This window comes from Mesorhizobium sp. M1338 (assembly GCF_040318045.1).
Classification (GTDB): domain Bacteria; phylum Pseudomonadota; class Alphaproteobacteria; order Rhizobiales; family Rhizobiaceae; genus Mesorhizobium.
On record NZ_JAMYLL010000032.1, the window covers coordinates 26,041 to 49,140 of the forward strand.

Genomic DNA, 23,100 nt, shown 5'->3' on the forward strand with positions numbered 1-23,100 from the left:
TCCAGACCTCCCTCATTTCGCTTCGGCGATCTTGCTGAGGAAAGCTACCAAGCTCTGCTGCGGATTCTTATCGTCCCCAGCCACGACGTTGAGACCCCAGCGCCCGAGAACCGCTTCCTGAACCACGTTCGGGGCCGGCATGAACACGAATGACTTTGGACGGTCTCGCTCGTAACCGGACAGGCGCCAAGTCTGCCACAGACGATGCAGCAGTAGACGGATGTTCATATCGGACATGCTGTAACCGATGAACAGGATGGTGCGCCCCAGCGCATCGGCCCGGAACTTCACATCCAGCGGGGAATCGAAGGAAAGCCGGTCAAAATAGTCCGTCTCGGCCAACACTAGCGAAGTATCGTCATCAAAATCGCCATGGTATTTGACGATCTGGGTAAGGTCGCCGCCGGCTTTGGCGATGTCCTTCGCATTGGCTATTTTGACGAATGGGCGGCCATGTATCTCGAAAGCCGCTTCCAGGTTCCGGTCGTAGTTGGTGGTGTAGATAATCGGGAAGTCGAGCAACACGATGAGTTTGTGGATCTCCGATCGCCTCACCTTTTCCCGAGAAACACTCCACTCCCGGTCCATCCAGCTTCGCAGGGACCCTATACTGCCGTGCTTAAGGCGGTAGTACTCGGCAAGGGCCTGATAGCTGGCGTCAGGCATACCGACCATCTGCTCATCCAGGCCAAGCTCATTTGCCATGTGCTCGATGAGTTTTCTCCATGGTGGCAAGCCGACGCTCATCGACACTCCGGCGCCAACAAACAGCATGGCTCTCCGCTCCTTCAGTGATCCCGCAATTTGTTCGAACACCGACTCCATGCCAGCAAACTGGCGAATGCCTCTTCTGTTCCAACGATTGCTTCCGCGACCACAGGCAAGTCCGCAGTCGCTCGCCCGGACCGAAGCCGCAAAGGACGCGAAGAATAGAATTTTTCAGCCGGATAGCGTTTTCACCAACCTCAAGCGTTGGAGAGCGTTCGCGTCGACATCCTGCCGGCTCGGGCTGTTGCCGCGGCCATATGTCAGCTGGGATGACGCCGATATTGGGCTCGCTGACATTGTTCCTGCGCGCTCTCGCGCAGCTGGGAACCACTAGCAATCCGACTGTTCGGTCTCGTCAGCAGACCGATAGGTAGATCGATGGGCAAAAAGGCCAAGCAACGCACGGAGTCTCAGGCGGATCGGGAAAGGGCGATCGAGGCAAGCGGTTTTGCGCACAAGTGCGCCTCACCAAAGAAGAGGCACCGAAGATGCTGACTGGTGCCCGCATGAGCGGCTTCTCGGCACCGGACAATTCGCTGGGCTTTTCGCCCCCCTCCTCTTGGCCGGCCGCGCACGTTGATGACGCGACGTAGGCTTACCGAAGGCCAAAAAAGCTCAGTATCAATAATACGACGACCACCGCTCCAACGAGCCAAATGATATTATTCATGATCTGTCTCCTATTGCTTCCGAAAGCTCGTGCTTAGCTAATAGCTGATTGGAATGGGCCAGATGCTTGCGCTGCTTCTTCTTCGAGCTTCACAACCTTTTCCCTGATCTCCTCCGGGTCGGCATGCTCCAGCCCGACAACATCGTTTCTGGTTTCCTCAAGTGCAACGATGATCTCATCGAGTTTGGCGTGGATGGCGGCGGTGTCGCGATAGCCCTGTATCAGGACAACACCAGTAATCACGATGGCCGCGACCGACAGGCCATACGTAACCGTATTTGTCAGGCCAAAAGGTACCAGCGCTGTGCAAAGCACCATGGCTATGAGCATCACATAGAACCCGGGGGGCCGGGAAAGAAAGTCGGCCGCGACGAAAAGGAAGCGATTCATTCCAACCATTGTCCGCCAAAAGGCCAAGGCGAAGATAGCGCCGTGACCGCCACGCAGAAAGGCACTGCCAGGAGCATGCCCGCCTCTAGAAACCGGGTTTCTTTGTCGCTTAACATTAGGGTCGCCTCATACGCATCGTTGAAGATAGAGGGTTCGCACGCCTCTCGGCAGAAGCGAGCGAACCCTTATTAGCGCAGGAAGGAACGTAGCTGTGCCGATCTACAAGATTGTCAGCCAGCGATCGCGAGAAAAAGGTGACGGTCCCAAATAGCGGTGCGAGCAACCAGCGCGCCTCACCAACACTTCTATCCATCTGATTTCTCCGAACTTTCCGAGAAACAATAACCTTGGAAGCAAGCTGTTCCACACCACATCATGGGTAGGACCATTGCGTTTTACGCTCGGACTTAAGTCTTACCCTCTGCCCGACCGAAGCCTCAACCCGGGAACGTTTGACGTTGCCCCAAGTTCGGTTTGGAGGTCGGCGTTGGACGATGTCGTGGTCGCCGGCCGCAAGAGGAGAAAATCATGAGAATGCATCTTACGAGCGCCGCTGCGGCGTTGTTGCTCTTCGCTGGTGTCGGCGCGGTCGCGGCTCAGGACGTGATCATCACGCCTGAGCAGGACACGGTCATCCATGAGTATGTGAAGAAACAGCCTTTGGCATCGGTGAAGGTTCCCGGCGTGGAACTCAATATCGGCACAGCGCTGCCCGACACCGTCGAGCTGCATGAAGTGCCCGACGTCAAATACCGCTATGTCGTGATCGACAACCGGACAGTTCTGGTGGATCCAGGCACTCGCAAGATTATCAAGGTCTATGACTGACCAACCTTTCGGCTGAAGCCCGTCGCCTATGTGGCGGCGGGCTGCCAGCTGAGGCTCGGCGGGCACCACACCGAAGAACAACATGAAGTTAGGCCAGATCATCGCGAATGCCTTGACCGCCGCTCTGGTTGTGTGGCTGCTGGCGATCGCGTTGTTACTATTCGGCCGACCGCTTTGGCCCGAGACTAAAGCCCGGATGGTCATCCTTATGCCGGTTGATGCCATGACAACGACCTCAGTGGAGATCGACACGCATCCCAATTTGCCAGAGACTTTTGATGTCAAGCTGGCGCTGCCGCGACCCGAACTGCAATAGCGGCAGGCACAGACTGGCGTTTCAGCTAGCGCAACCCCTGCATGATAGCGTCGACGACTACGCCAATTTCCTAATCAATCTCTTGGCCGGGAATGCCTTGGGTTTCCGCCGCCCGTTTCGCGTCCACAGTCATATCGATTACCAGCAGCACCGGGTCGATGATCGGATCGTCCTGTAAATGGTCCGATATCCAATGATAGAGAAAGTCACTGCTGCGCTTGCTCATTCTTCCCTGAGGCCTGCTTCGTTCAAGACGATGATTTCGCCGTCGACAATGGAGTTCTCGGCGCCGAGGCTCTTGGCCTCTTTCAGGTCGCAATATTTCGCCGTCCAGTGGTGGCCGTTGCGCGTATAGATCCTGGTGCCGTCTTCGTCGATGATGAGCTGCGATCGGTAGCCGTCGAACTTGACCTCGTGAATCCAGCCGTCTCCCTCCGGAGGTTTCTTCACCAGGGTCGGCATCAACGGCTCGACGAACTTTAAACGCATGCCAGACTCGCAAAACCCTCGATTCAATTAGCCTGCGCCAATAGTTCCGGAACATTTTAGACGAATTGCATGTTTGAAGAGTTATGAAGATCGAAGCCGACGAATGCCGGGCAGCGCTGGTGCTGATCCGGCGCACTATCGAGGAACACTGCCCGCCCGGCGTGCTGCCCATCGAGAGATGATCCACGGTCTCTACGGTCCGGAACTGATCCATGAGGCGGAAGCGCTGGCGGATGCCATCGTCGCAACTATCGATCAGATGCAATTGCGCGTTATGGTGAAACCGCCTTCCCCCAGTACGAAATAGTGGGCCGACACAGGGAAGATCACCAGCGCGCGTTTCCGCCGGCCGCCATCCTACGCCGCCAACGCGTGCCGCGCGTCCACCGAGGCGGAAGCGAACGATGCCTTGAAGAAGCTTCCAGATTGCAAGAAGTGACTGCGTGTGTCGTTTGCTCGAAGCGCGTCAACAATCGCCCTGTCTTGCCCTCGCCAGTGCCATACACTGATGCGCCATACCGCGGGAAAGACCTTCCTGCTTGTCCAGCCAAGGCCCGAAATGACCATGCGGCAATGATGCCTTTGCCTCCAGCGACTGGCGCCCGATCGCCAGCTTGCGATCTTCGGAGAGCCGAGCACCAGTTGATCGACCCTTTGCGGCCTCGCTCGCTCGGATGCGCTTGTCGACGTGGGGCGCCGACCTGCCGCTGCCGCGCCAGCATGTAAATCATGCCCGCGAGCGCATGGCCCTGGTGAACGATGCCGCGGAGCTCGTTGGCAAGCGCCATCATTGGCATTGGCCCGAGCGGGATGAGATCGAACATATCGAGCAGCGCCGTGGTGTGTTGCTCGACTAGGTCGGGACAGGCGCGCAGCAGGTCAGAGATGGCCACAAGCGAGGTTTCGTCTATCAGGGCGTTGTTGCCCCGCCCTTCAGCCAGGATGCACATAGGCGCGCATGCTCGACGCCGTGGCGATCGATGATCCGCCGGATCGTGGCGACGGCTCGGGTCTCTCCTGGAAGCGGGTAGGCCAATTTGCTGACAATCCGGACATTGAATTCCTGGCACAGCCGCTTTCACGCGAGGGGTCGACGACCATGCCGGAGGGGATATCGCGAGGAAGGGGTCTGTTCGTGCCAGCATGCCGCGCCTCGGTTGGGAGCACGTGGCGGATATTGCATAAGTCGCGGCTTATAGGCAAGTCATCGGATTTCAAGGTAGCGATCGGCGAGATCGTGATCACCCACGTCAGCCAGGATGAATGTGATCGCCGTCTCTCACGATGATGCGAACGTAGAGGTTCACGCGTATGCTGCGATACGCTTTAGGCCATCTCATCCTCGCCTCGGACGCGTTGAGCCGTTACGTCGATGGACAGATCATTGAGTTTATGGCGGGCAATACATGCATTGAAAAGAACGGCGCGGCGACGATCCCGTTGGCTTGGACGCGCTTATCGCCTGGCCAATATCAGTTGATCGCTAGATGGTCTGAGAAAGCATGGGATTCCCCAACAGCTGAAATTCGTCAATAAAATCGCTCTCCGAAGCTGCCATTCCGCTCCCGGCATCGCGAGATAATCGGCGACGATCTCGTCATTCTGCTCGTCGGTCCAGTCACCGGCCATGGATGCCTTAGACAATTGCGGAGTGGGAGAGGGCCCGCTTCATGTCAGCAACTGTGTCGGCACGCCGAGCGCCGGCCCGGCCTCGCCGAGCCGCGGGTCGAGCGTGTGCACCGTGGCGCCATGCTCCGATGCAATGGCGAGATGCAGCGCATCGCCGGCCCGAAGCCCAAGCATATGCTGATCGGCAAACTTCGCTGCGGTCCGGAATTGCTCGCCCGTCACGCCGAGCACGGTGAAGCTCTCGATGACTAGCTTGTTGAACATGGCGAGCGCCCCAGCGCGCTGTTCCAGGCTGATCTGGCTGGTCCGCAGCTTTATCGCCATGGCCGAAGACATCTCGGTGAGGGTCCAGTCGCTGATCAGAAGCTGCGCCGCATCCTGCTCCGCCAGCCAAGTCTGGACGCGCGGCGTCATCGCTTCATTGGAGAGCGCCGCGACGATCAGCGACGTGTCGAGATAAAGCATCAGTAGCGGTCGCCGTCCCGCATCGCGCGCACCAGATCAGCAGCGCTTTCAGTCTGCGGCGGCACAATCGCCGTCAGAGACCGGAGCAGGGCAGCGTCGATTGGTTTGCGAGGATTGGAAACGGCGGTGAGCCGAGCAACCGGCTTGCCGCGCCGAGTGATGTCGATTGAATGGCCTGCCTCGACCCGGTCGACCAACTCGCTCAGATGGGCCTTGGCTTCTGCCAGATTGATCACATCCATGACATTCTCCTGACCATGTAGGTGGTCATATAGCGTGTTCAACTTAAGAATTCCAGAGCGAACTCCCGGCGCGCAAGCGGCTGGGTTGGCTTGCCGCTTCCGTGGACTCGGGCGCACCCGGTTTGTATCGAGCGACAATGCATAGAGGGCAGTTCAGCTTGTTCTTGATTGTTGCGTGCATCACGTAGCTCTCCGTTTTCAGCCTGATCAAAAAATGTTTTCACCTAAGGAACATCGCAGGCTCCTCGAAGTTGGGTAGGCACGGAGGAACGTGCCATGAACAGTGTCATCTATCTTATCGGTCTCATCGTTGTCGTGCTCGCGGTCCTCTCCTTCCTCGGTTTTCACTAGGTGACCCATGCAGCGTGATAATGATGAGGGCGGACAGCCCACTGATTTCGACAAGGCGAAAAGCGACGTTTCCGAGAGGCTTCGCGAAGAATCCGAGAGGCTTCGCGAAGAAAAAGAACGTGCCAGCGAGTTGCTTCACGACGCGCGGGACGAGGTGAGCCGCAAGGCTGGCGATTACGCAAAAGAAGCCGCGCATGTCATCTCCGACAAGGCACAGGAGGCGCAGCGCGACATCGGATCGAGCTTGGCGGCGTTGGGTGGCGCGTTGCGCGCGGCGAGCGATCACCTGGCCAACAACGATGAAAGGAACGCATCGAAATTCGCGTTGGATGCCGCCGGCGGCTTGGAGCGGCTTTCATCTTCCTTGAAACAAAAGCCTTTTGGCCATGTCCTGGAGGACGTGCAGTCCTTCGGCCGACAAAATCCCGGTGTCCTGCTTGCGGGATCCGTGTTGGCCGGTTTGGCTCTCGGGCGGTTCATCAAAGCTTCTCCACCGGCAGGCCCTGAAGCCTCTCAAAGCGCTCCGGGAGACGCCAAGTCACACACGGATGAGGCATCGGATTGGTCTGCCGATAGGTCCCAAGATTTTGGCCTCGTCGGCAATGATCCGGCCACGCAGAACGCGGAGCAAGACAGATGAACACTCAAGACAATCCTAGTCTTGCCACGCTGGTCACCGACTTGACCCAGCACATCACCACCCTGGTGCAGACCGAAGCCAAGCTTTTTCGGGCGGAGCTTTCTGAGAAGCTTACCAAAGCCGGATCGGGTGCCGGTGAAGTGCTGGGTGGCGCGATTTGCCTCCTCGCGGCGCTTTTGGTGCTGCTGCAAGCACTCGTCATCGCCTTGACACAAGCAGGGCTTGGCGCAGGGTGGTCTTCCCTGCTCGTCGGTGTGGTCGTGGCCGTCTTGGGAGTCATCCTGCTGCGGACCGGGCTGGCTAGCATGGCACCTTCCGAGCTTACGCCCGACCGGACCCAGGAACAGCTCAAGCGTGATGCAAACGTGATCAAGGGACAAGTCAGATGAATAAGAAATCCGCAGCCGAACTTGAGCGCGAGGCCGAGGCGGCACGCGCCAGGGTCGTGGAGACCGCTGAATCCATTCGGGGCAGGATGACGCCTGGACAACTGCTGGACGAATTCACCGGCCTGTTCACCGGAGGACAAAGTTCGGCCATGCTCAGCAACCTCAGAACGCAAGTCAGGGACAACCCCTTGCCGGTCACTATGGTGGGCGCAGGCCTAGCTTGGCTGATGCTCGGCAGCGGCCCCTCAAATGGCACGCGTGACGCTGCCGGCTACACAGCGCCTGGCCGGCGTGACAGCGAGCAGAGTCGCGGCTTGGGCAGTGCACTCTCCGATGCAGCTGAAACGGTCTCGTCGGCCGCAAGCAATGTCGGCGATACGGTGTCGAGCGCGGCGAGCGTCGCTACCGAGATGCTGGCGAGGAACGCGGCCGGTGCAAGATCGACCACCGGTGACATGGCGGCGAACGCCAGCCGCTCTGCGCAAGAGTTGTTGGCGGAGCAGCCCTTGGCCATAGCGGCCCTTGGCCTGGCCATAGGCGCCGCTATAGGGGCCATGCTGCCCCATACCGCAGCGGAGGACGAGCGACTGGGCGGCTATGGGGACACACTTCGCGATACTGCCGAATCCGTGCTCAACAGAGGCCTCGATGAGGCCAAACAGGTTGCAGCCGATGCATACGACACCATCAAGCAGGAAGCTGGCCGGCAACATATGGACGCGGGCACAACGGCCAATCAGCTTGGAGAAATCGTGAAGTCCACAGCAGACAAGACCGAGCATGCCGTGCGTGAACGGATTTCCGATCCTTCGCAGGAAAAATCTTAGCTGGCGGTGAGCCGTACCACATGACCTGCGTCAGCTGTTTCTGGAACATCCTCGTCTGGACGGCGTTTCCTTTTCGAACTTCTAAATCAAGGAGAACCGCGTCATGGATTGGAACCGCGTGGAAGGAAACTGGAAACAAATGAAAGGCAAGGTCAAAGAGCAGTGGGGCAAGCTCACCGATGACGACCTTGACCGGATTGCAGGCAAGCGCGATCAGCTGGAAGGCACGATTCAGGAGCGGTACGGTATCGAGAAGGATCGTGTGCGGCGCGACATTGACGACTGGTATGGTCGGCAAGATTGGTAGTCGTGCCGTACGGCCATCTTAGCCCTTGAGCTCAGAAGCATCTCGGTCCCGCGCGGTAGCGTCGGCGGCAGGCGCAAGTCGGCGCGTGGCGCGGATGGAAAGTGCGGCAATGCGGAAAGGCGACAGCCCGCCGGGGTAGTGTGTTTGTAGCAGAGGTTCGCCCAGTAGCAGAAGATCTCTTACGCCAAGCCGAGCAACGTGACACCGCGAGTCCGCATGACAGACGTGCCGGCGCGGTACCCGTTTCAAAGCTTCACGGACGCCTCCCGCGCCCAGAGCGCAGCTGGCGGCATGCCTGCACAAATGGATCGAGTACCGGCCCCATGCGCGCCGTACCCGCAGGCATGAACCACCCATTCCGGACTGCGTTCGTGGTCGAAGTGAAAATCTTTTCGCGAAAATAAGCCTCATAAGCGAGGGTCCGGGCTCCCCGAGTCAATGTATTTGGTCGTCGGAGAGGCCCAGAGGCCCAGATCGTCATCCAGGTGCCAGTCCATGTGGACCAGCACCCGCATGCCAAGTCCGCCAAATCCTGCTGCGAAATGACTAGAACGGAGCAACGAAATCAATAGTTTGGATCGCGGCGGCGTTTCTCTCTCCCGCTACCAAAATTCTCTTAAGAGAATCGTGACGTTACGCGAGCAGAGGCCCTTCTCTGCGTGCTCAGTGGGGGGCTTTCATTTTCGGTTAAGCCAACGATCGGCTTTGCCACGGCTCGCCTTCGCGAGGGTTCCGGTTCAGAGCGCAGTGTCAGGCATAATTTGGCAATCCCGACACCGGCCCGCTGCTCTCCCCCGAAGTAGCGGGCTTTGGTGCTTGCCGCTAGCTCGGCTTGCCGCCCAGTTCGCGGAAGACTTTACACCAAAATCGACAATCCGAGCTGCGACCCTCCAAATGGGCAGTCAATGCGCGGTACGCAACAGCAGTCGCCGCGTCCACCAGGAAGAGAAGATGTTGGCATGACCGCAACCTGTCGACCCGCGCGCGGGTCGTGGTCCAATTTAAGGCCGCAAGGTTCAACTTGTGCGAATTGTGTTCGCCCTGCCGCGATTAATCTTCGTCAAACGCGATCTGGCCTCGACCACGCGCCGTTGCGCGGCCCGTATTCTGTTGCAGAGAGCGATATTGATGCGGCGCCGCAAGTCTTCATCCAGCATCTCGTTCGCATTTTCGAGGGCAAGCTCCTCTCGGTTAAGCCGCTGTCGGGCTCGCGCCAGTTCCATATCCAAAAGTTCCATTATTCCGCGTCCATTGCGGTCCCTTCGATTGGTAAACCGCTTGTGATCGGCTTTGGTTCCCCGCTGTTCGTGAGGACCTGGACGGCCCTGGGCCTACTAGGCGCGACTTCGCCTCCTGCGCTCACTACTGCGGGCATTTCGCCGAGCAAGTCTAAGTTCAGCAAGGGTTGGTCTCCACCAGCCTCTGAAGCGTTCGGTCGGCCCGGCGGCTGACCGAGCAGGCCATGTGCTCACAAGTTCGGCCAGGGTTGCCGAACGCCACCTGCCCCAAACGAAGTCGCCGCTCGCAGGTGTGGCATGGGGATAGAAGGTGGCTGCGTCTGATAGCTCAACGAGTTCACCGGAAATTTCAGTGAAGACGACTATCCCGTACTGCACGGTTGCGACAGCACGGCCCAAGGTAGGCAGATCCTGAACTGGCAACGGATAGCGATGGCGCCGGCGTTCACCAGCCCGCTGTTGTGCGGCTCTATGGGCTTCCGTGTTTCTGGTGGCCGCAAGCCGCCGTTTCCTTTCCTCCGGTTCGGCGTATTGCGCAGCCTGTTCGATGTTTGGCCATCGACGCCGGAGCGCTTCATATGAGCGGAATGGAACTCGCCAGGCCCGCAACTCATCGTCCCAACTCGCCCACGGCACGGCACGCAGTTCTTCTAGCACCGTCCTGGAATAGGGCGTGCGAATGCGCAGGTCGTCCGCGATTTCCAGATACTGGCTCGATATTGGGTCGAAGGCGAAGGCATCTCGTCCCTTGCTATCGTCATGGGGCGCCCGCAACGCCGCCTCCTGCTCCAGCCAGCGGTCGATCCGGCGGGCCGCGGTCTTGCCGGGCACGAACCAGCTCTTGCGCTCGTCGCTCCATCTGGCACGCGGAAAAGCTTTCTGAAACCGCTCGACCGCCATTCGATCGTATGCAAAGCCGGCTTCGGCACCAATTGCATCCTGTTTGTGCGGCGCAGGACGAGCGTTGGAGTCCGTCATTGTAAATCAACCGAGTTCGCTGCATGGAACGCGGCGCCGGGCCAAAGGTTCATCAGCCCCTGGCAAGCGCGCAGGAATATGGCACCTGAACGAAGCCAATGCTTAAGACGTGTGCTGTGAAACTTTCCCCACGCTCGGCAGTTTAAGCAGGGTCCGAGAGGATCAAGGATGTCGAAATCAGACGAGAGAGCGGCTGAAGGCGAGCGGCCGAAAAAGGCTCGTTCGCGTCCCATAAAAGGCGAGGACGCAGAGGTGAGGCATGTCATCGAGACACATGATCTATCACCAGCGCAGGCGCGGGAGTTGATACGTCGCTATGGAAATGACTGGCGAAAGATTGACGAGGCCGCCAAGTCCTACAAAGACCACTGAGGATCAACAGCTAAGTCTTTCTTGCTCACCAAGAGTTTATTGAGACTCGGATGATCCGCATCGCAACCTTCAACTTGAACGGCGTGAACGGTCGCCTGCCCGTGCTCATCAAGTGGCTGGGTCAGACTGACTATGACATCGTGTGCCTTCAGGAATTGAAGACCTCGGACGAGAAATTTCCCGCCGAAGCCATCAGGAACGCAGGTTACGGCGCAATCTGGCACGGGCAAAAGTCCTACAATGGTGTGGCCATACTCGCCCGGGGGAGGGAGCCGGTGGAACGTCGACGCGGCCTGCCGGGCGATCCCGACGATACCCACAGTCGGTATATCGAGACCGAGGTGGATGGGATTGTGGTCGGCTGCCTCTATCTGCCCAACGGCAATCCAGCGCCCGGCCCGAAATTCGACTATAAGCTGCGCTGGTTCGACCGTCTGATCAGCTACGGCCAGCTACTGCTCAGGGAAGGTGCAACAAGCGTTCTTTGCGGCGACTACAATGTCGTGCCAACGCCCATCGATGCCGTGGCACCAAGACGTTGGCTAGGCGACGCAGTCTACTTTCCGGAGAGCCGACAAGCCTACGCTGAAATGCTTGGTAACGGCTGGATCGATGCCATTCGCCGTATCCATCCGGAGAAAGGCATCTACACCTATTGGAACTTCTCCTACCGGGGCGGTTATGATCGGAGTTCCGGCCTCCGGATGGACCATCTTCTCGTCAGCCCATCACTTGCCATCAGGCTGCGGGATGCCGGCGTCGACGCTGACTTGCGAGGTTGGGAAAAGCCGAGCGATCATGCGCCAGCCTGGATAGAACTTGACCTCTCCGGCCAGGTTGCGGGTCATGTCAATCGTGAGGCTGGATGATCGTCGCTCCCGGAAGCGAAGCATTTCTTTGACATCGCGGCGTGGACCACGGCCATCCGGCAAAAGGAACAAAGTGCGGGGCCGCTAGTTGAGATTTGTTGAGACCAGAGCGGAGGCGTCCTCACTGCTCTATCTGGCCCCCTACAATCCAGCGCGAGGATAGCCGTGGGTATTCTTGAGAGCGTGAAGAAGGCGGCCGAGTTGGCGACGGGTATTGGCCGACCGAGAACGCAAGAACTCGCCGAACTGGTGAGGTTGAAGAAACCACTCGAATTTCGGTTCAAGGACGATGGCCTCGTGCCGAACCATCCGTTCTGGCCATTTGTCGTCTATCGTGGCGCCGTGAAGCCGATGGAGCAATTCGACTTCGCGGCCGTGCTGGAAGAGCTTTTCGAGGCGAATGGCTGGCGTGACAGCTGGCGTGACGGCATCTATCACTACGTTCATTACCATTCCCGCATACACGAGGTGCTTGGGGTTGCGCGCGGTACCGGCAGGGTTCGGTTCGGAGGCAAAAGGGGCCGGGTATTATCCTTGAAGGCCGGCGACGTGGCCGTTCTACCGGCCGGCACCGGACACCAATGCCTCCGCGAAAGTGATGACTTCCTGGTGGTCGGTGCTTATCCGGCATCGGGCACTTATGACGAATGCACGACAGCCCAGGAACATGAGCGGGCATTGCGAACGATTCCCAGGGTTGCCCGTCCCCGGAAGGATCCGGTCTATGGGAGCAAAGGCCCGCTGCTGTCAGTATGGCCGAAATGACGACAAAGTGCGAACGTTGAGACGCGCGAGCGACGCTCCGCAGGCGCCGCGTTGACAATTTCCGGGCCAGCGGCCCTGCCGCGCATGCACATTCGTGATCTTGCACCCGCGGTTGCGGAAGTACTGCGTGCGCCTTTTGCATGTCACCGCACGGCGACCCAGGAACTAGAGCCCGGGTGACAACGTTTTGACGGCAGCAAACGCCGCCTTGATGTCTTCCGAGACGAGCGGCGTGCATTAGTCAGGCAAAAGGAGAGACTTACATGTTTCGCAATCTTTTAGCCACGACGGCGCTTGCGATGCTGACCGCCACGGGCGTTTATGCGCAGCAGGCGACGACGCCGAAACCCGCGCAGGCACCCGTTACGGAGGCGCCGGGTTCACGGGTAACGCGCGCTGATGGCAGCTTGGTAACCAACATCATCGGTGAAACAGTCTACAATGGAACGGGCGATGATGCCGAAAACATCGGCAAGGTTAGCGATGTGGTCTTTGACACGAATGGTCAGGCGAAGTCCGCCGTTATTGGCGTCGGTGGCTTCCTTGGGCTCGGCACCAAGGAAGTTGCTTTCGATTATGGCAAGCTTCAATGGGCCGAGAAGAACGGCGATCGTTGGCTCGTCGCCCAGACGACCAAGGATGAGCTGAAGGGCCAGCCAGACTTCGACCGTGTGGCTTTGGAGCCTGCCGCGGAGAACAAAACTCCGCCTTCGACGTCGACCGATACGACGCAGACCGTGCCGGCGGCTATGCCAGTTCTTGCGAGCGCCATCATAGGGAAAACCGTCTACAATGGCACCGGCAACGACGCCCAGAACATCGGCGATGTGAACGATATTGTTCTAGCCAAGGACGGCAAGGCGAAGTCGCTCATTCTCGGAGTCGGTGGCTTCCTCGGGATTGGCGAAAAGGACGTTGCCTACGATTTCGAGAAGGTACAGTGGGCTGAAAAGAACGGGTCGCGCTGGGTGGTCGCACAGACCACGAAGGAAGAGTTGGAGTCGCAGCCAGCTTTCGACCGCAAGGCCTATGACCCCGCGCCGGCGACCACCGCATCCAATGAAGTTGCGCCGGCCCCTACCGCTACGGTGCCGGCAGCGCCGTCCAGCGACTCCGCGCAGAAAGCGCCGGCGCCCGCCGACCAGACCACAACCGGGTCTATCGACAAATCGACGTTGACCGAAACGCCGATAGGACAGATTCGGGCCGAAGATTTCGTTGGAACGACCGTTTACGGGGCCAATGACGTCAATGTGGGCGAGATCGGCGACGTCGTGCTGAATGGCGACAAGACGGTCGATGCGGTCATCATCGACGTCGGTGGTTTTCTCGGTGTCGGCGAGAAAGAGGTGGCGGTCGGCATGGACAATCTCAAGTTCATGACCGACAAGAACGGCAGGCGTTACCTGTACACGACGTTCACAAAGGAGCAGCTCGAGGCTCAAGCGGCCTATGACAAAGGCACCTATGTGCAAAAACGCAGCGAACAGCGCATGATCTTGCGCTAACCCGTCAAAGCCCGCATCGGCAACGATGCGGGCTTTTTTGTCATATCAGAAGTTCGACAAAACCCGGCCGGGCAAGTCCCGCGAAGCAACCAAGGGTCTGGCGGCGCGTTGAGTTCGGGAACTTCATCGAGGGACAGAACCTTCAAGGGAGATGGCGAGATGGCCGACGACAAGAGCAAGCGGGATTTTCGCGATAGAGACAGGCTGGCGGGCGACGAGGAGTATGAGGTTGGTTATTTCGCCAGCAAGTTCGGCCTCACCATCCCGCAGGTCCGCGAACTTGTCGCCAAGCATGGGAATGACCGTGAAACACTTGAGCGCGAGGCAAGGGCGCTTGGCACGCGATAGCGCGAGACCAGCAGGCCAAGGCAGGTCGCTCCCGTTATGAATCGGATCGCCCGCGCCGGGTTGGCCGCGTGCATTTTTGGGAGGTTCTTCTGATGTCCGTCCAATGTCGCGTTTCGGTCGACGATAGCCAATTCATCGACAATGTTACATTTGAGGTGGTGCCACGTATCGGCGAGAGCATTTCAATGTCGCTCCACGGAGCCCACACCAATCTGCGCGTTTTGCGGGTATTGCACTTGCCCGAAGGTGAATCCCCCGACGGTTCACTCATTGTCCTGGAACTCACCAGCAAAATTCTCTGATCGTGTCAGGGGTCGAGGCTCGCGTTCGCGATTCAGATTGTCATCAACCTGCCGCTCTGCTTCCTGCTTGGCGAATCCCATACCGCTCCCGGATACGCCCAGCAGTGGGTCGCGATTGCCCGTCGATTCGATCAGGATCATCGTCAGTGAGGTCGCCTCATTGCTCCTTGGCTTTGATCATCCCATAGGTTCGAGCGGCGGTGAATTACCCGTGAGGCCAAGCCCGCCGCCAGCCGATGCGATCCAACCTTCAACGGGTCAGGACGAGAGCCTCCTCGTCGTCGCGCTGCTTGCCCCCGAACGCTGCTGCAACGCTCGCTATGAAGGCACCGATAGCCATCGACAATGCGCCTATAAGCGCGAAGGATGCAGTGGCTTTCCTTGCGGTATCGGCCGCCTGTTTGGCCTTGACCTTGGCGTCGTCGACCTTGGCGATCACCGCATCCACTCGGGTCTTCGCATCGGCGTCCGACAGGCCTGTGCGGGCGGCGACGAGTTGCGCCAGATAGGCCTTGTCTTCGGGCGATACCTCGCCATTTGCCGCCCCCGCTAACAAGATGCGCGTTGCCTGTTCCGTAGCGGTGGCGACGTTCTGTTCATTGGCGGGCGCTGCGGCAGGGTTCGCCGACCGGAATAGAGAATCTACAAAATAGCCAGTCCAGATGCCAGAAGATGGGGCATCCGTCCTGGCCGCATTGACGGCTGCCGTCGTTGCCCCCATCGCGGCGCCTGACGCCACGGAGGATGCAGCCTGCACACCCGTGCCCAGCGCCGCCGAAAGAGCCGAGCCGAGCACGCCGGCAACAAGCAACGTTGCCAGCGCCCACGCAAGGAAACCGTGTGCGGTGTCACGAAAATAGACCTCGTCGGTGTGGACATTTACCCACTTGGTGCGCAGCCGGCCGGTCAGATAGCCGCCTACGCCAGCTGATAGCCATTGAACGATGACAAGCCAGGCAGCCGCCGAAACCGCGAAGGTCGTGGTCGAAGCGCTCGATCCAGTCCAGGGCGAAACCATGGTCAGTCCTAGACCGGAGCCGACCAGCATCAGAATAACCGTCAGTGTCGAGGCCGCGAAAGCGCCCGCGACGATCGGCCCCCAGCTGACGGCCGATGAGGATGACTCAGTGACCGGCGTGATGTCTCTCGATGAAAGCACGGTTGCCATTTTCACCCCCTACCGCGCAAAAAGCATAATCAGAATGATGATTGGGATCGGAACCCCGAGCAACCAAAGCAAGATACCTCGGCCCATATCAACCTCCTTTAAGGTGCTGAGACGAAGTAACAATTCTCCATGAAGGCTTTCGTTCCAGAGCTACCGCATTATGTGGCAACTCTCCTGGAGTTCCCGATGCGGGACTGGTCAGGCACGGAACTTACTCGACTGGCGGCAAGCCGTGCGTTGTCGTGGAAGTTACCCTTCGATACGCGCGGAGTTTACCGCGCCTCCGTCGCGCCGCCTTTCGAGAGCCTTGGCTGAGCCTGTGATTGTTCTGGTGGGCAACAAGACTCAATCGTTTGGGAAAGTTTCGAGGACTTGAGGCTATTGAGGACCTTAGGCATGACAAAAAGCTGCCCGGCGCGCCATTGTTGGGATGTTCCGCCGTTGGCTGACATACGAATTTGAGAAGCGGCCAGAGGAACACAACAAGAGGGAACAGTTTCACGCTGGCTGGCGTTAGTTGGCGGGCGCAAGAAAAACCCGCCTGCCATGGTCGCCACTCCCCTGAGCTAACTCACAAGGCTTTCGGCCGTTTCGGAGCATCAAGATGCTGTCTGATCCGACCGTGCTGATTTTGATGGGCATTCGATCCTATGTCGCGGGCGGCCAACCTTCACAGTCCAGCGAGTTCGGCGCCCCAACGTCAGTCACGGAGAGGCTGAGCCGCGCGCGCCTCGATCAAGGTCTTTCGTGCTGCCGGGCCCGTCCAGCGGACCGTCAAGCGAGATCTGTCCAACCGTGAATAGCCCGAGCTCGCTGTATCTCCTGGCTCGGCGCAGGGTCATGTCGTCGATCAGCCCCTCGCGCACCGTATTGATCGGAGCATTGAGAACAGAATGGGGCATGCACCCCTCCCGCGCAGCGGGTTCATTCTTCGGCCCTTTCAAGACATTTGGATAGATGACAGCCATAATGGCGACAAGATAGCCACACGGAGCAACATCCAGTTAAAGCTGCGACCTTAGCCTGCTGGCAAGCCAGTCCGTCATCTTTTCGCGCAACGAACGCGCTTGCCATTCTTCCAGACTGATCTGCCTGGATCGCTGCAAATCCTGGTTGAACAAGTCGATTTGAGTCTTTGCGAAATCCTTGCCGTATACATTCAACGTGGCTTCGTCGTTCAGACGTAAGGAGCGCTCGTCCAAATTGACTGAACCAAAGCTCGACCAGACATCGTCAACGATCAAGAGTTTGGGATGGTACATGGTGGGCTGAAACTCAAATATCCGAACGCCGGCTTGGAGCAACGCGCCCCAGAAGTAGCGCGAGCCATGTCGAGTCAACGGCACGTCCGTTAGCGAATTGGGTACGAGGACATCAACGGATACGCCCCGATCCCTGGCCTCCAAGATCTGCTGAAGGGCGATGTCATCCGGCACGAAATACGCCATCCCGATACGCAAGTGGCCTTGAGCAGCAGCTATCGCTGTCAACATCATCAGTTCCACATCCTGCGAGCCATTCGGCTGCGAAGATAGGATCAGCTGCGCGTCAAGCTCTCCTGCTGGTTCGGGTGCAGGATAGAACTTCTCACCCTGCAAACTCTCCCCCGTGGTCTCGAGCCAGTTTTGCGCGAACGCTGCTTGGAAGGCTGGCACCGCCATTCCTTCAATTCGATAGTGCGTGTCGCGCCATTCATCCGGATTGCGTGCGTTTCCGCGCCAGTTGTCGGCGATGCCGACACCCCCGGTGAATGCGACGCGTCCATCCACGATCAGCAGCCTGCGGTGGGTCCGATTGTTGACCCGGTCAAGCGTGTACCAGTGGATGGGTCGATAACGCTCGAATGTCACGCCGGCTCTTGTCATGATCTGGATCAGGTCTTCATCGAACGGAAGACTGCCGACCCAGTCGACCAGAACCCGAACCTCAACGCCCTCTTTTGCTTTGGCCGCCAGGGACGTCGCGAACTCATAGCCGACAGCACCCGACCAGTAGATATAGGTTTCGATATCGATGGTTGAATGAGCCACTCGGATGGCTTGCAGCATCGAAGGAAAAATCTCGTCTCCGTTGACCAGGGTTTGCACGGCGTTGGAACTAAACAGCTGTCCTTGCGAGAAACTGCTCATCGTCTTGGCAAATTGGGGATCCGCAGAGTCAAAACGGTGAGGCACGATCGATCGCAAAACGCGCGGTTGGGGGGCGAGATTTATGACCAGGATCGTGAGCAAGCTGGTGGTGACAGCAATTGCCGCGTAGGTGAGCCCTGTGCGCAAACACCCAGACTTGCGAGCTTTCGCGCTTGCTGGCTGAGCCAGGAGACCGGAAGGCCGCACTTCAGTCACTCTTTTGCTTACGAACGTGGCTACCGGAGGCCATCAGCACAAAAGGTGCTGCGGTACGGGAAATCATCGCTCGAATTGGGGTGAGCATGCTCGCGATCGAAAATTGCTTTCTTCAAGAACTTACAACGGGCATCCAGGTTCCCTGGCATCGCCTCAGATCAGCAAGATCGAGAGAAGCCGGTATTTCCATCCGAAGATGGAGCAATAGAAGCTCGTGTGCGGCAACTACTGTCAGTAAGCTCAATGACAGCATTGGGCGACATGAAGTGGGCGACTGTCAAAATCAGGCGATGGGAGCAGACGAACCTAGGCGCTTAACCGACAAGCCTCGACTGTAGCGACAACATAGATTTGCCGTTGGTTTTTCTTGCGATTCATTCAGAGGACTTCTACCGCAAGCCCTGACCCGGATCAGCCATCGCGGCCGAGGCGCGCTTGCCCCCCATTGCATTGATGTGCGTCAATGCCGCCGTGTGCCTCGCAGATATCGTCAGCTAACGGCTATGAGTGCTCGCCCGCCGATCAGTCACAACGCCTTCCTCATCCGCAACAGTGGCACGCCCGCTCCGCCTCGGTTGTCGACGACTTCTTCAACCGCCTCAAAGCCGCAGGCCCGATAGAGCGGTTCGCCGGCCATTGTTGCCATAAGCTCGACACTTGTGAAGCCCTCGCCGCGGGCGGCATCCTCCACAGCGTGAGGATTAGACGCCCCACGCCTCGGCGAATGAAGCTGGGATGCGTATACATGGCACGCACGCGCGCAGCGTCTTTCGTCGGGTCAAGCAGCGCTGCATCGCGCCCGGGCGAACGGTCGCCGCCGTAGAGAGTTGCGCGCCGACTCCATCCGCCGCAACCGGCCAAGATGCCATTTTGCTCCACAATGAAATATGTTCCATCATCGACGAGTTGCGTATCGAGCCCCAGGATTGCTCGGCTCGAAATGATTTGCTCCTCTGTGAGGAACGGCTTTTGAAGCTCGCCGATGGCTGCATTCATCAGCACAGCCAGCGCCGGCATATCGGCACGTGTCGCCAATCGATGGTCTAGGCTGATCCTCGGCATCTCGGCAGGTCCAGTGCAAACCGCTATGAAGTTAGCACAGATCGTCAAGATGATGGGGAAAAGCTAAGGCATGGCCGGGGTCGAAGCCTCGCCCTTCACCGCCGCTCGCGCCGACGTTGGCCCGGAGCTTACCAATTTGAGGAACCCTCTGCCAGTTTCCCGGTTATGAAACCGAAGGGGCATTGCCGCCTGAGACAGGAGATGAGAATGAAACGGCTTCTTTTCGCATCAGTCATAATGGCGTTATCTACCGGCCTTGCCTTCGCGCAGTCGAGCGCCACAACCAGCGGATCGTCTGCGACAACGACGACCACCACAACGGTGCCAAGTGCCAGTGATCCGGCCCCTGACTCTACAACAACGAGCGGGACCAATCCAAACTCGGCGAAGGACTGCGCGCCTGGTCAACAGGCCGGCAGTGCGAAACAAGCGGCTCCCGGACAGCAGGACACTGACGCCAAAACAGCTGCCCCTGGCCAGATGAAGACCACGACCGAAGGGTGCTAAGCTCACCTCGTCAGCACAAATTAAAGGAGCTCGATCTATCGGCTGCAATGCGGATCGACCGGGCTCCTATACAGGGTTTCGAGAGAACACTTACTCCTGGCTAACGTCTTTGCAAGAGGGCAATGGGCGGATACGACTCGCGTGCCGGAGTAAGCCGGGGGGGCGCCAAATGACAAAAAACAACGGCAACGGATTGGGCGGACCGAGGCAGGCTGGCCGTAAGAAGCACCTCCCCAAGAGTACCTACGGCACGGCCCGTTGCGACTCACTCCCAAACTCAGTCGGCTATGAACGCCGCGTAGTCAAAAAGGTCGTGTTTGGCGCTGAGCGTCGGCTTTTGGACATTGAGTTAACGGCAGATTCTGGCCTTTGATTGACGGGGAATGCTTGATTGAAGGGACATCTGACTGCAAATCTTGTCGCATCGTCGCCGATCTGCGGTCGACCTGTCGAGAACCGGATGTGCGCGATCTCGGAGTAGGCAAGCAAGGCCGCAAAATCCATGCGAGGACACTTCTTACGATCCCCATCATGTTGTTGACTTATGGTGGGCTCCCAGCAATTGCGCCGTTCGCCTCACATGGGACGGTCGGTTCCGCGCTGTCCACCTAAAACCACCGTCGAAGAAATTGGCTTGGAACCCCGGTTCGATGGAACCTGTCGGCTTACCGCGGGTTGCTCAGCAACCCCTCGCAGAGCAAGCCCAAAGGAGGACCGCAATGGCGCGCAAAGCAGCTCCCCCCAATCCCAATGCCGCGACGATCCACGACCAAACCCTTGTTCGAGGGCAGGGTGGAGAGCTGCACCAGGTTGCGGAAGGTAACACAGACTATTTGACGACGGCTCAGGGAGGCCCGATCGCCGACGATCAGAATACGCTCAAGATCGGAGCGCGTGGTCCAACTCTCATTGAGGATTTCCACTTCCGCGAGAAGATCTTCCATTTCGACCACGAGCGCATTCCCGAGAGGGTCGTGCATGCCCGGGGCTACGGCGCCCACGGCTTTTTCGAGACTTACGACTCCCTCGCCAAATACACCCGTGCCGACATTTTCCAACGTGCTGGCGAAAAAACGCCAGCGTTTGTTCGCTTCTCGACGGTGGCAGGCAGCAAGGGCTCGTTCGACCTGGCCCGCGACGTACGCGGTTTCGCGGTGAAGCTATACACCAAGGAGGGCAACTGGGACATTGTCGGGAACAATATCCCGGTGTTCTTCATCCAGGATGCCATCAAGTTTCCCGACGTGATCCATTCGGTAAAGCCGGAGCCCGATCGGGATTTTCCACAGGCCCAGTCGGCACACGACACCTTTTGGGATTTCATCAGCCTGACGCCCGAATCCATGCACATGATCATGTGGGTGATGTCGGATCGGGCCATTCCGCGGTCGTTCCGTTTCATGCAGGGTTTCGGGGTCCATACCTTCCGGCTGGTCAACGCGGCCAACGAGTCCACTTTCGTGAAATTCATCTGGAAGCCGAAACTCGGCATGCAATCCGTGGTCTGGAACGAAGCGGTTAAAATCAATGGCGCCGATCCGGACTTTCACCGCAGGGATCTCTGGAATGCCATTCAAGCCGGCCAATTCCCGGAATGGGAGCTCTGTCTGCAACTTTTCGACCAGGAATTTGCCGACAGCTTCGATTTCGACATCCTCGACCCTACCAAGATCATACCGGAAGAGGTCCTGCCCCCGATACCCGTTGGCCGTCTGGTCCTCGACCGCATGCCGGATAACTTCTTCGCCGAGACCGAACAGGTCGCTTTCATGACCCAAAATGTCCCGCCGGGCATCGATTTCAGCAATGACCCGCTCCTGCAGGGTCGCAACTTCTCCTACCTAGACACCCAGCTGAAACGCCTCGGCGGTCCCAATTTTACCCATCTGCCGATTAATGCGCCGAAATGCCCGTTCCATCATTTTCAGCAGGATGGCCAAATGGCGATGCGCAATCCGGTCGGACGGGCGAACTACCAGCCGAACTCGTTTGGTGCGGGACCGCGCGAATCCCCCGAGCGTGGCTTTCACGCCTTCGCTGACGGCGAGGAGGGGCAAAAAGTGCGGGTGCGCCCTGAGAGCTTCGCTGACCACTACAGCCAGGCTGGCCAGTTCTTCAACAGCCAGACGCCTCCCGAGCAGCGCCACATCGCCCAAGCGCTGACCTTTGAGCTCAGCAAGGTGGAGACCCCGGCCATCCGGGAGCGAATGATCGCACACCTGTTGAACATTGACGACGGGTTGGCCGCGACAGTCGCCGACAAGCTCGGCATTACCGATTTGCCGAAGCCGGCGGACGCAACGGTGGCACCGAGAAAGGATCTGGAGCCATCGCCGGCCTTGAGCATCATCGAGAACGGCCCCGACAGTTTCGAGGGCCGCAAGGTCGGTGTACTGGTCAGCAATGGGGCCGACGCCGCTCTGTTCAAAGCCTTGCAAGCCGCGATCGAAGATGAAGGGGCGACCTTGGAAGTCATTGCCCTGAAGGTGGGCGGTGTGCAGGCTAGTGACGGCACCAAGATTATTGCGAAGCATATGATCGACGGCGGCTCGTCCGTACTGTTTGACGCAGTGGCTCTGCTGCTCACCGAAGAAGGCGCGGAATTGCTCACGGGAGAGGCGGCAGCACAGGATTTCGTTGCGGATGCCTATGCCCATTGCAAATTCATCGGGTTTACGCCCGGCGCGGTTCCTATTCTGGCCAAGGCGGGCGTCGATCCGGTAGCCGATGAAGGCCTCATTCCCTTGACAGATGGGAACACTGCCGGAACGTACGTGGAGGCGTGCCGCAAACTTCGGCTTTGGGCGCGGGAGGCGAGGGTCAAGTTATAGGAAAGGTTCATCCGACAGGCCACCCCCCGCCGAATGAGCTGGAGCGTTCCCTTTCGAACTGAAAGGAATGAGCAGTGGCTGACGAAGAAACCAGACGCCCGGTCATAACCCCGCAAGCCGTGCGGGCCTGGCGCGCGAGTGCGGAGTTACGGAGAGCCAAATCCGTGAGATCGTTTCATTGGTCGGGACGGACAGGGCATCGATCCTGCGCGAGGCCCGACTTCTTAAACAGGGCGGGGGTTGAGTCCGCGGCTTTGTATTTTTTCGACCAAACGACAGACTGGCAGGAGGATGCGCCAATGTCGAAAGCGAAAGAGACCCTGCGCAAGAAAGTCGAGAACGACGCCCAAGGGCAATATGTGCGTAGCGACCATGGTCGCGAAAACGATGGCGTGACGAGCGTCAAACCGCGCGTATTGCCGAGCCGCCCGACGCAAAATTCCGAGGCCGAGGGCTCTGAGGGCTGGCGGAAACGGGATTGACAGCTCTCTTCAGC

General features: G+C 58.7%; 29 protein-coding genes and 1 pseudogene. 14 read left to right on the top strand and 16 right to left on the bottom strand.

Annotation, left to right across the window (positions count from 1 at the left end):
* Positions 1–12: 12 nt before the first annotated feature.
* Entirely contained in the window at positions 13–825 is an 813-nt protein-coding gene (locus NKH19_RS23300) for an SIR2 family NAD-dependent protein deacylase (protein WP_352870775.1), read from the bottom strand.
* Positions 826–1,471: 646 nt separating this feature from the next.
* Positions 1,472–1,828, bottom strand: a complete 357-nt coding sequence (locus NKH19_RS23305; RefSeq protein WP_352870776.1) for a low affinity iron permease family protein — start codon at positions 1,826–1,828, stop codon at positions 1,472–1,474.
* A 528-nt stretch (positions 1,829–2,356) separates the two neighbouring features.
* On the opposite strand from NKH19_RS23305, the gene NKH19_RS23310 reads away from it, so the two are divergent.
* Together NKH19_RS23310 and NKH19_RS23315 are read left to right on the top strand one after the other, a co-directional pair.
* Complete coding sequence (locus tag NKH19_RS23310) at positions 2,357–2,656, top strand: DUF1236 domain-containing protein (RefSeq protein WP_352870777.1); 300 nt, start codon at positions 2,357–2,359, stop codon at positions 2,654–2,656.
* Positions 2,657–2,738: 82 nt separating this feature from the next.
* Positions 2,739–2,972 (top strand): polymerase, encoded by a 234-nt coding sequence (locus NKH19_RS23315; protein WP_352870778.1) that lies wholly within the window; start codon positions 2,739–2,741, stop codon positions 2,970–2,972.
* 70 nt (positions 2,973–3,042) lie between these two features.
* Here NKH19_RS23315 and NKH19_RS23320 read toward each other — a convergent pair whose 3' ends face one another.
* The 3 genes from NKH19_RS23320 to NKH19_RS23330 all read right to left on the bottom strand — a co-directional run bounded on the left by NKH19_RS23320 (position 3,043) and on the right by NKH19_RS23330 (position 4,137).
* Complete coding sequence (locus NKH19_RS23320) at positions 3,043–3,198, bottom strand: hypothetical protein (protein ID WP_352870779.1); 156 nt, start codon at positions 3,196–3,198, stop codon at positions 3,043–3,045.
* Complete coding sequence (locus NKH19_RS23325; protein ID WP_352870780.1) at positions 3,195–3,461, bottom strand: ATP-dependent DNA ligase; 267 nt, start codon at positions 3,459–3,461, stop codon at positions 3,195–3,197. The genes NKH19_RS23320 and NKH19_RS23325 overlap by 4 nt, the downstream gene beginning before the upstream one ends.
* Positions 3,462–3,927: 466 nt before the next feature.
* Positions 3,928–4,137: a DUF3102 domain-containing protein gene (locus NKH19_RS23330; RefSeq protein WP_352870831.1), complete on the bottom strand. Its 210-nt coding sequence runs from the start codon at positions 4,135–4,137 to the stop codon at positions 3,928–3,930.
* Positions 4,138–4,141: 4 nt separating this feature from the next.
* On the opposite strand from NKH19_RS23330, the gene NKH19_RS23335 reads away from it, so the two are divergent.
* Positions 4,142–4,318, top strand: coding sequence for a hypothetical protein (locus tag NKH19_RS23335; RefSeq protein ID WP_352870781.1), 177 nt, complete (start codon positions 4,142–4,144; stop codon positions 4,316–4,318).
* A gap of 101 nt (positions 4,319–4,419) precedes the next feature.
* The gene (locus tag NKH19_RS23340; RefSeq protein WP_352870782.1) at positions 4,420–4,749 is read left to right on the top strand and encodes a hypothetical protein; all 330 of its coding nucleotides are present in this window, start codon (positions 4,420–4,422) and stop codon (positions 4,747–4,749) included.
* Positions 4,750–5,129: 380 nt separating this feature from the next.
* Here the strand turns inward: NKH19_RS23340 and NKH19_RS23345 are convergent, their stop codons facing one another.
* Positions 5,130–5,555 carry a type II toxin-antitoxin system VapC family toxin gene (locus NKH19_RS23345; RefSeq protein ID WP_352870783.1) on the bottom strand — a complete coding sequence of 142 codons (426 nt, stop codon included), beginning with the start codon at positions 5,553–5,555 and terminating at the stop codon, positions 5,130–5,132.
* Positions 5,555–5,797 carry a type II toxin-antitoxin system Phd/YefM family antitoxin gene (locus NKH19_RS23350; RefSeq protein WP_352870784.1) on the bottom strand — a complete coding sequence of 81 codons (243 nt, stop codon included), beginning with the start codon at positions 5,795–5,797 and terminating at the stop codon, positions 5,555–5,557. Before NKH19_RS23350 ends, NKH19_RS23345 begins: the two co-directional genes overlap by 1 nt.
* Positions 5,798–6,155: 358 nt before the next feature.
* On the opposite strand from NKH19_RS23350, the gene NKH19_RS23355 reads away from it, so the two are divergent.
* The 4 genes from NKH19_RS23355 (at position 6,156) to NKH19_RS23370 (ending at position 8,311) form a co-directional block, all read left to right on the top strand.
* Positions 6,156–6,788 (top strand): hypothetical protein, encoded by a 633-nt coding sequence (locus NKH19_RS23355; RefSeq protein ID WP_352870785.1) that lies wholly within the window; start codon positions 6,156–6,158, stop codon positions 6,786–6,788.
* Entirely contained in the window at positions 6,785–7,177 is a 393-nt protein-coding gene (locus NKH19_RS23360) for a phage holin family protein (RefSeq protein ID WP_352870786.1), read from the top strand. Before NKH19_RS23355 ends, NKH19_RS23360 begins: the two co-directional genes overlap by 4 nt.
* Entirely contained in the window at positions 7,174–8,004 is an 831-nt protein-coding gene (locus NKH19_RS23365; protein WP_352982874.1) for a hypothetical protein, read from the top strand. Before NKH19_RS23360 ends, NKH19_RS23365 begins: the two co-directional genes overlap by 4 nt.
* Before the next feature lie 103 nt (positions 8,005–8,107).
* Positions 8,108–8,311 (top strand): CsbD family protein, encoded by a 204-nt coding sequence (locus tag NKH19_RS23370; protein ID WP_352870788.1) that lies wholly within the window; start codon positions 8,108–8,110, stop codon positions 8,309–8,311.
* Positions 8,312–8,631: 320 nt separating this feature from the next.
* Here NKH19_RS23370 and NKH19_RS33595 read toward each other — a convergent pair.
* The 4 genes and pseudogenes from NKH19_RS33595 to NKH19_RS23380 all read right to left on the bottom strand — a co-directional run.
* A pseudogene (locus NKH19_RS33595) lies at positions 8,632–8,712 on the bottom strand (catalase); the annotation flags it as partial.
* Between the two features lie 421 nt (positions 8,713–9,133).
* Complete coding sequence (locus NKH19_RS33600; RefSeq protein WP_502911013.1) at positions 9,134–9,250, bottom strand: Y4oE-related protein; 117 nt, start codon at positions 9,248–9,250, stop codon at positions 9,134–9,136.
* A gap of 77 nt (positions 9,251–9,327) precedes the next feature.
* On the bottom strand, positions 9,328–9,549 hold the full coding sequence (locus NKH19_RS23375) for a hypothetical protein (RefSeq protein WP_352870789.1): 222 nt from the start codon (positions 9,547–9,549) through the stop codon (positions 9,328–9,330).
* Between the two features lie 96 nt (positions 9,550–9,645).
* A complete protein-coding gene (locus NKH19_RS23380; protein ID WP_352870790.1) occupies positions 9,646–10,527 on the bottom strand; it encodes a hypothetical protein in 882 nt (293 codons plus the stop codon).
* A 422-nt stretch (positions 10,528–10,949) separates the two neighbouring features.
* Here NKH19_RS23380 and xth point away from each other — a divergent pair, with 422 nt between their 5' ends.
* From xth to NKH19_RS23400, 4 genes are all read left to right on the top strand, one after another.
* Positions 10,950–11,768 (top strand): exodeoxyribonuclease III, encoded by an 819-nt coding sequence (gene xth, locus NKH19_RS23385; RefSeq protein WP_352870791.1) that lies wholly within the window; start codon positions 10,950–10,952, stop codon positions 11,766–11,768.
* A gap of 165 nt (positions 11,769–11,933) precedes the next feature.
* Positions 11,934–12,533, top strand: a complete 600-nt coding sequence (locus NKH19_RS23390; RefSeq protein ID WP_502911010.1) for a cupin domain-containing protein — start codon at positions 11,934–11,936, stop codon at positions 12,531–12,533.
* Positions 12,534–12,796: 263 nt separating this feature from the next.
* Positions 12,797–14,041, top strand: coding sequence for a PRC-barrel domain-containing protein (locus tag NKH19_RS23395; RefSeq protein WP_352870793.1), 1,245 nt, complete (start codon positions 12,797–12,799; stop codon positions 14,039–14,041).
* Between the two features lie 159 nt (positions 14,042–14,200).
* Complete coding sequence (locus tag NKH19_RS23400) at positions 14,201–14,389, top strand: DUF3606 domain-containing protein (RefSeq protein ID WP_352870794.1); 189 nt, start codon at positions 14,201–14,203, stop codon at positions 14,387–14,389.
* Positions 14,390–14,652: 263 nt separating this feature from the next.
* Here NKH19_RS23400 and NKH19_RS23405 read toward each other — a convergent pair whose 3' ends face one another.
* From NKH19_RS23405 to NKH19_RS23425, 5 genes are all read right to left on the bottom strand, one after another.
* Positions 14,653–14,832 carry a hypothetical protein gene (locus NKH19_RS23405; protein WP_352870795.1) on the bottom strand — a complete coding sequence of 60 codons (180 nt, stop codon included), beginning with the start codon at positions 14,830–14,832 and terminating at the stop codon, positions 14,653–14,655.
* Positions 14,833–14,941: 109 nt separating this feature from the next.
* Positions 14,942–15,859, bottom strand: coding sequence for a hypothetical protein (locus NKH19_RS23410; protein ID WP_352870796.1), 918 nt, complete (start codon positions 15,857–15,859; stop codon positions 14,942–14,944).
* Between the two features lie 704 nt (positions 15,860–16,563).
* Positions 16,564–16,761, bottom strand: a complete 198-nt coding sequence (locus NKH19_RS23415; RefSeq protein WP_352870797.1) for a hypothetical protein — start codon at positions 16,759–16,761, stop codon at positions 16,564–16,566.
* Positions 16,762–16,863: 102 nt separating this feature from the next.
* On the bottom strand, positions 16,864–18,135 hold the full coding sequence (locus NKH19_RS23420; RefSeq protein WP_352982878.1) for a phospholipase D-like domain-containing protein: 1,272 nt from the start codon (positions 18,133–18,135) through the stop codon (positions 16,864–16,866).
* 609 nt (positions 18,136–18,744) lie between these two features.
* Entirely contained in the window at positions 18,745–19,266 is a 522-nt protein-coding gene (locus NKH19_RS23425) for a GNAT family N-acetyltransferase (protein ID WP_352870799.1), read from the bottom strand.
* A 1,226-nt stretch (positions 19,267–20,492) separates the two neighbouring features.
* Here NKH19_RS23425 and katE point away from each other — a divergent pair.
* Together katE and NKH19_RS23435 are read left to right on the top strand one after the other, a co-directional pair.
* Positions 20,493–22,604 carry a catalase gene (gene katE, locus NKH19_RS23430; protein WP_352870800.1) on the top strand — a complete coding sequence of 704 codons (2,112 nt, stop codon included), beginning with the start codon at positions 20,493–20,495 and terminating at the stop codon, positions 22,602–22,604.
* Positions 22,605–22,903: 299 nt separating this feature from the next.
* Positions 22,904–23,086 carry a hypothetical protein gene (locus tag NKH19_RS23435; protein WP_352870801.1) on the top strand — a complete coding sequence of 61 codons (183 nt, stop codon included), beginning with the start codon at positions 22,904–22,906 and terminating at the stop codon, positions 23,084–23,086.
* The last annotated feature ends 14 nt before the right edge of the window (positions 23,087–23,100 follow it).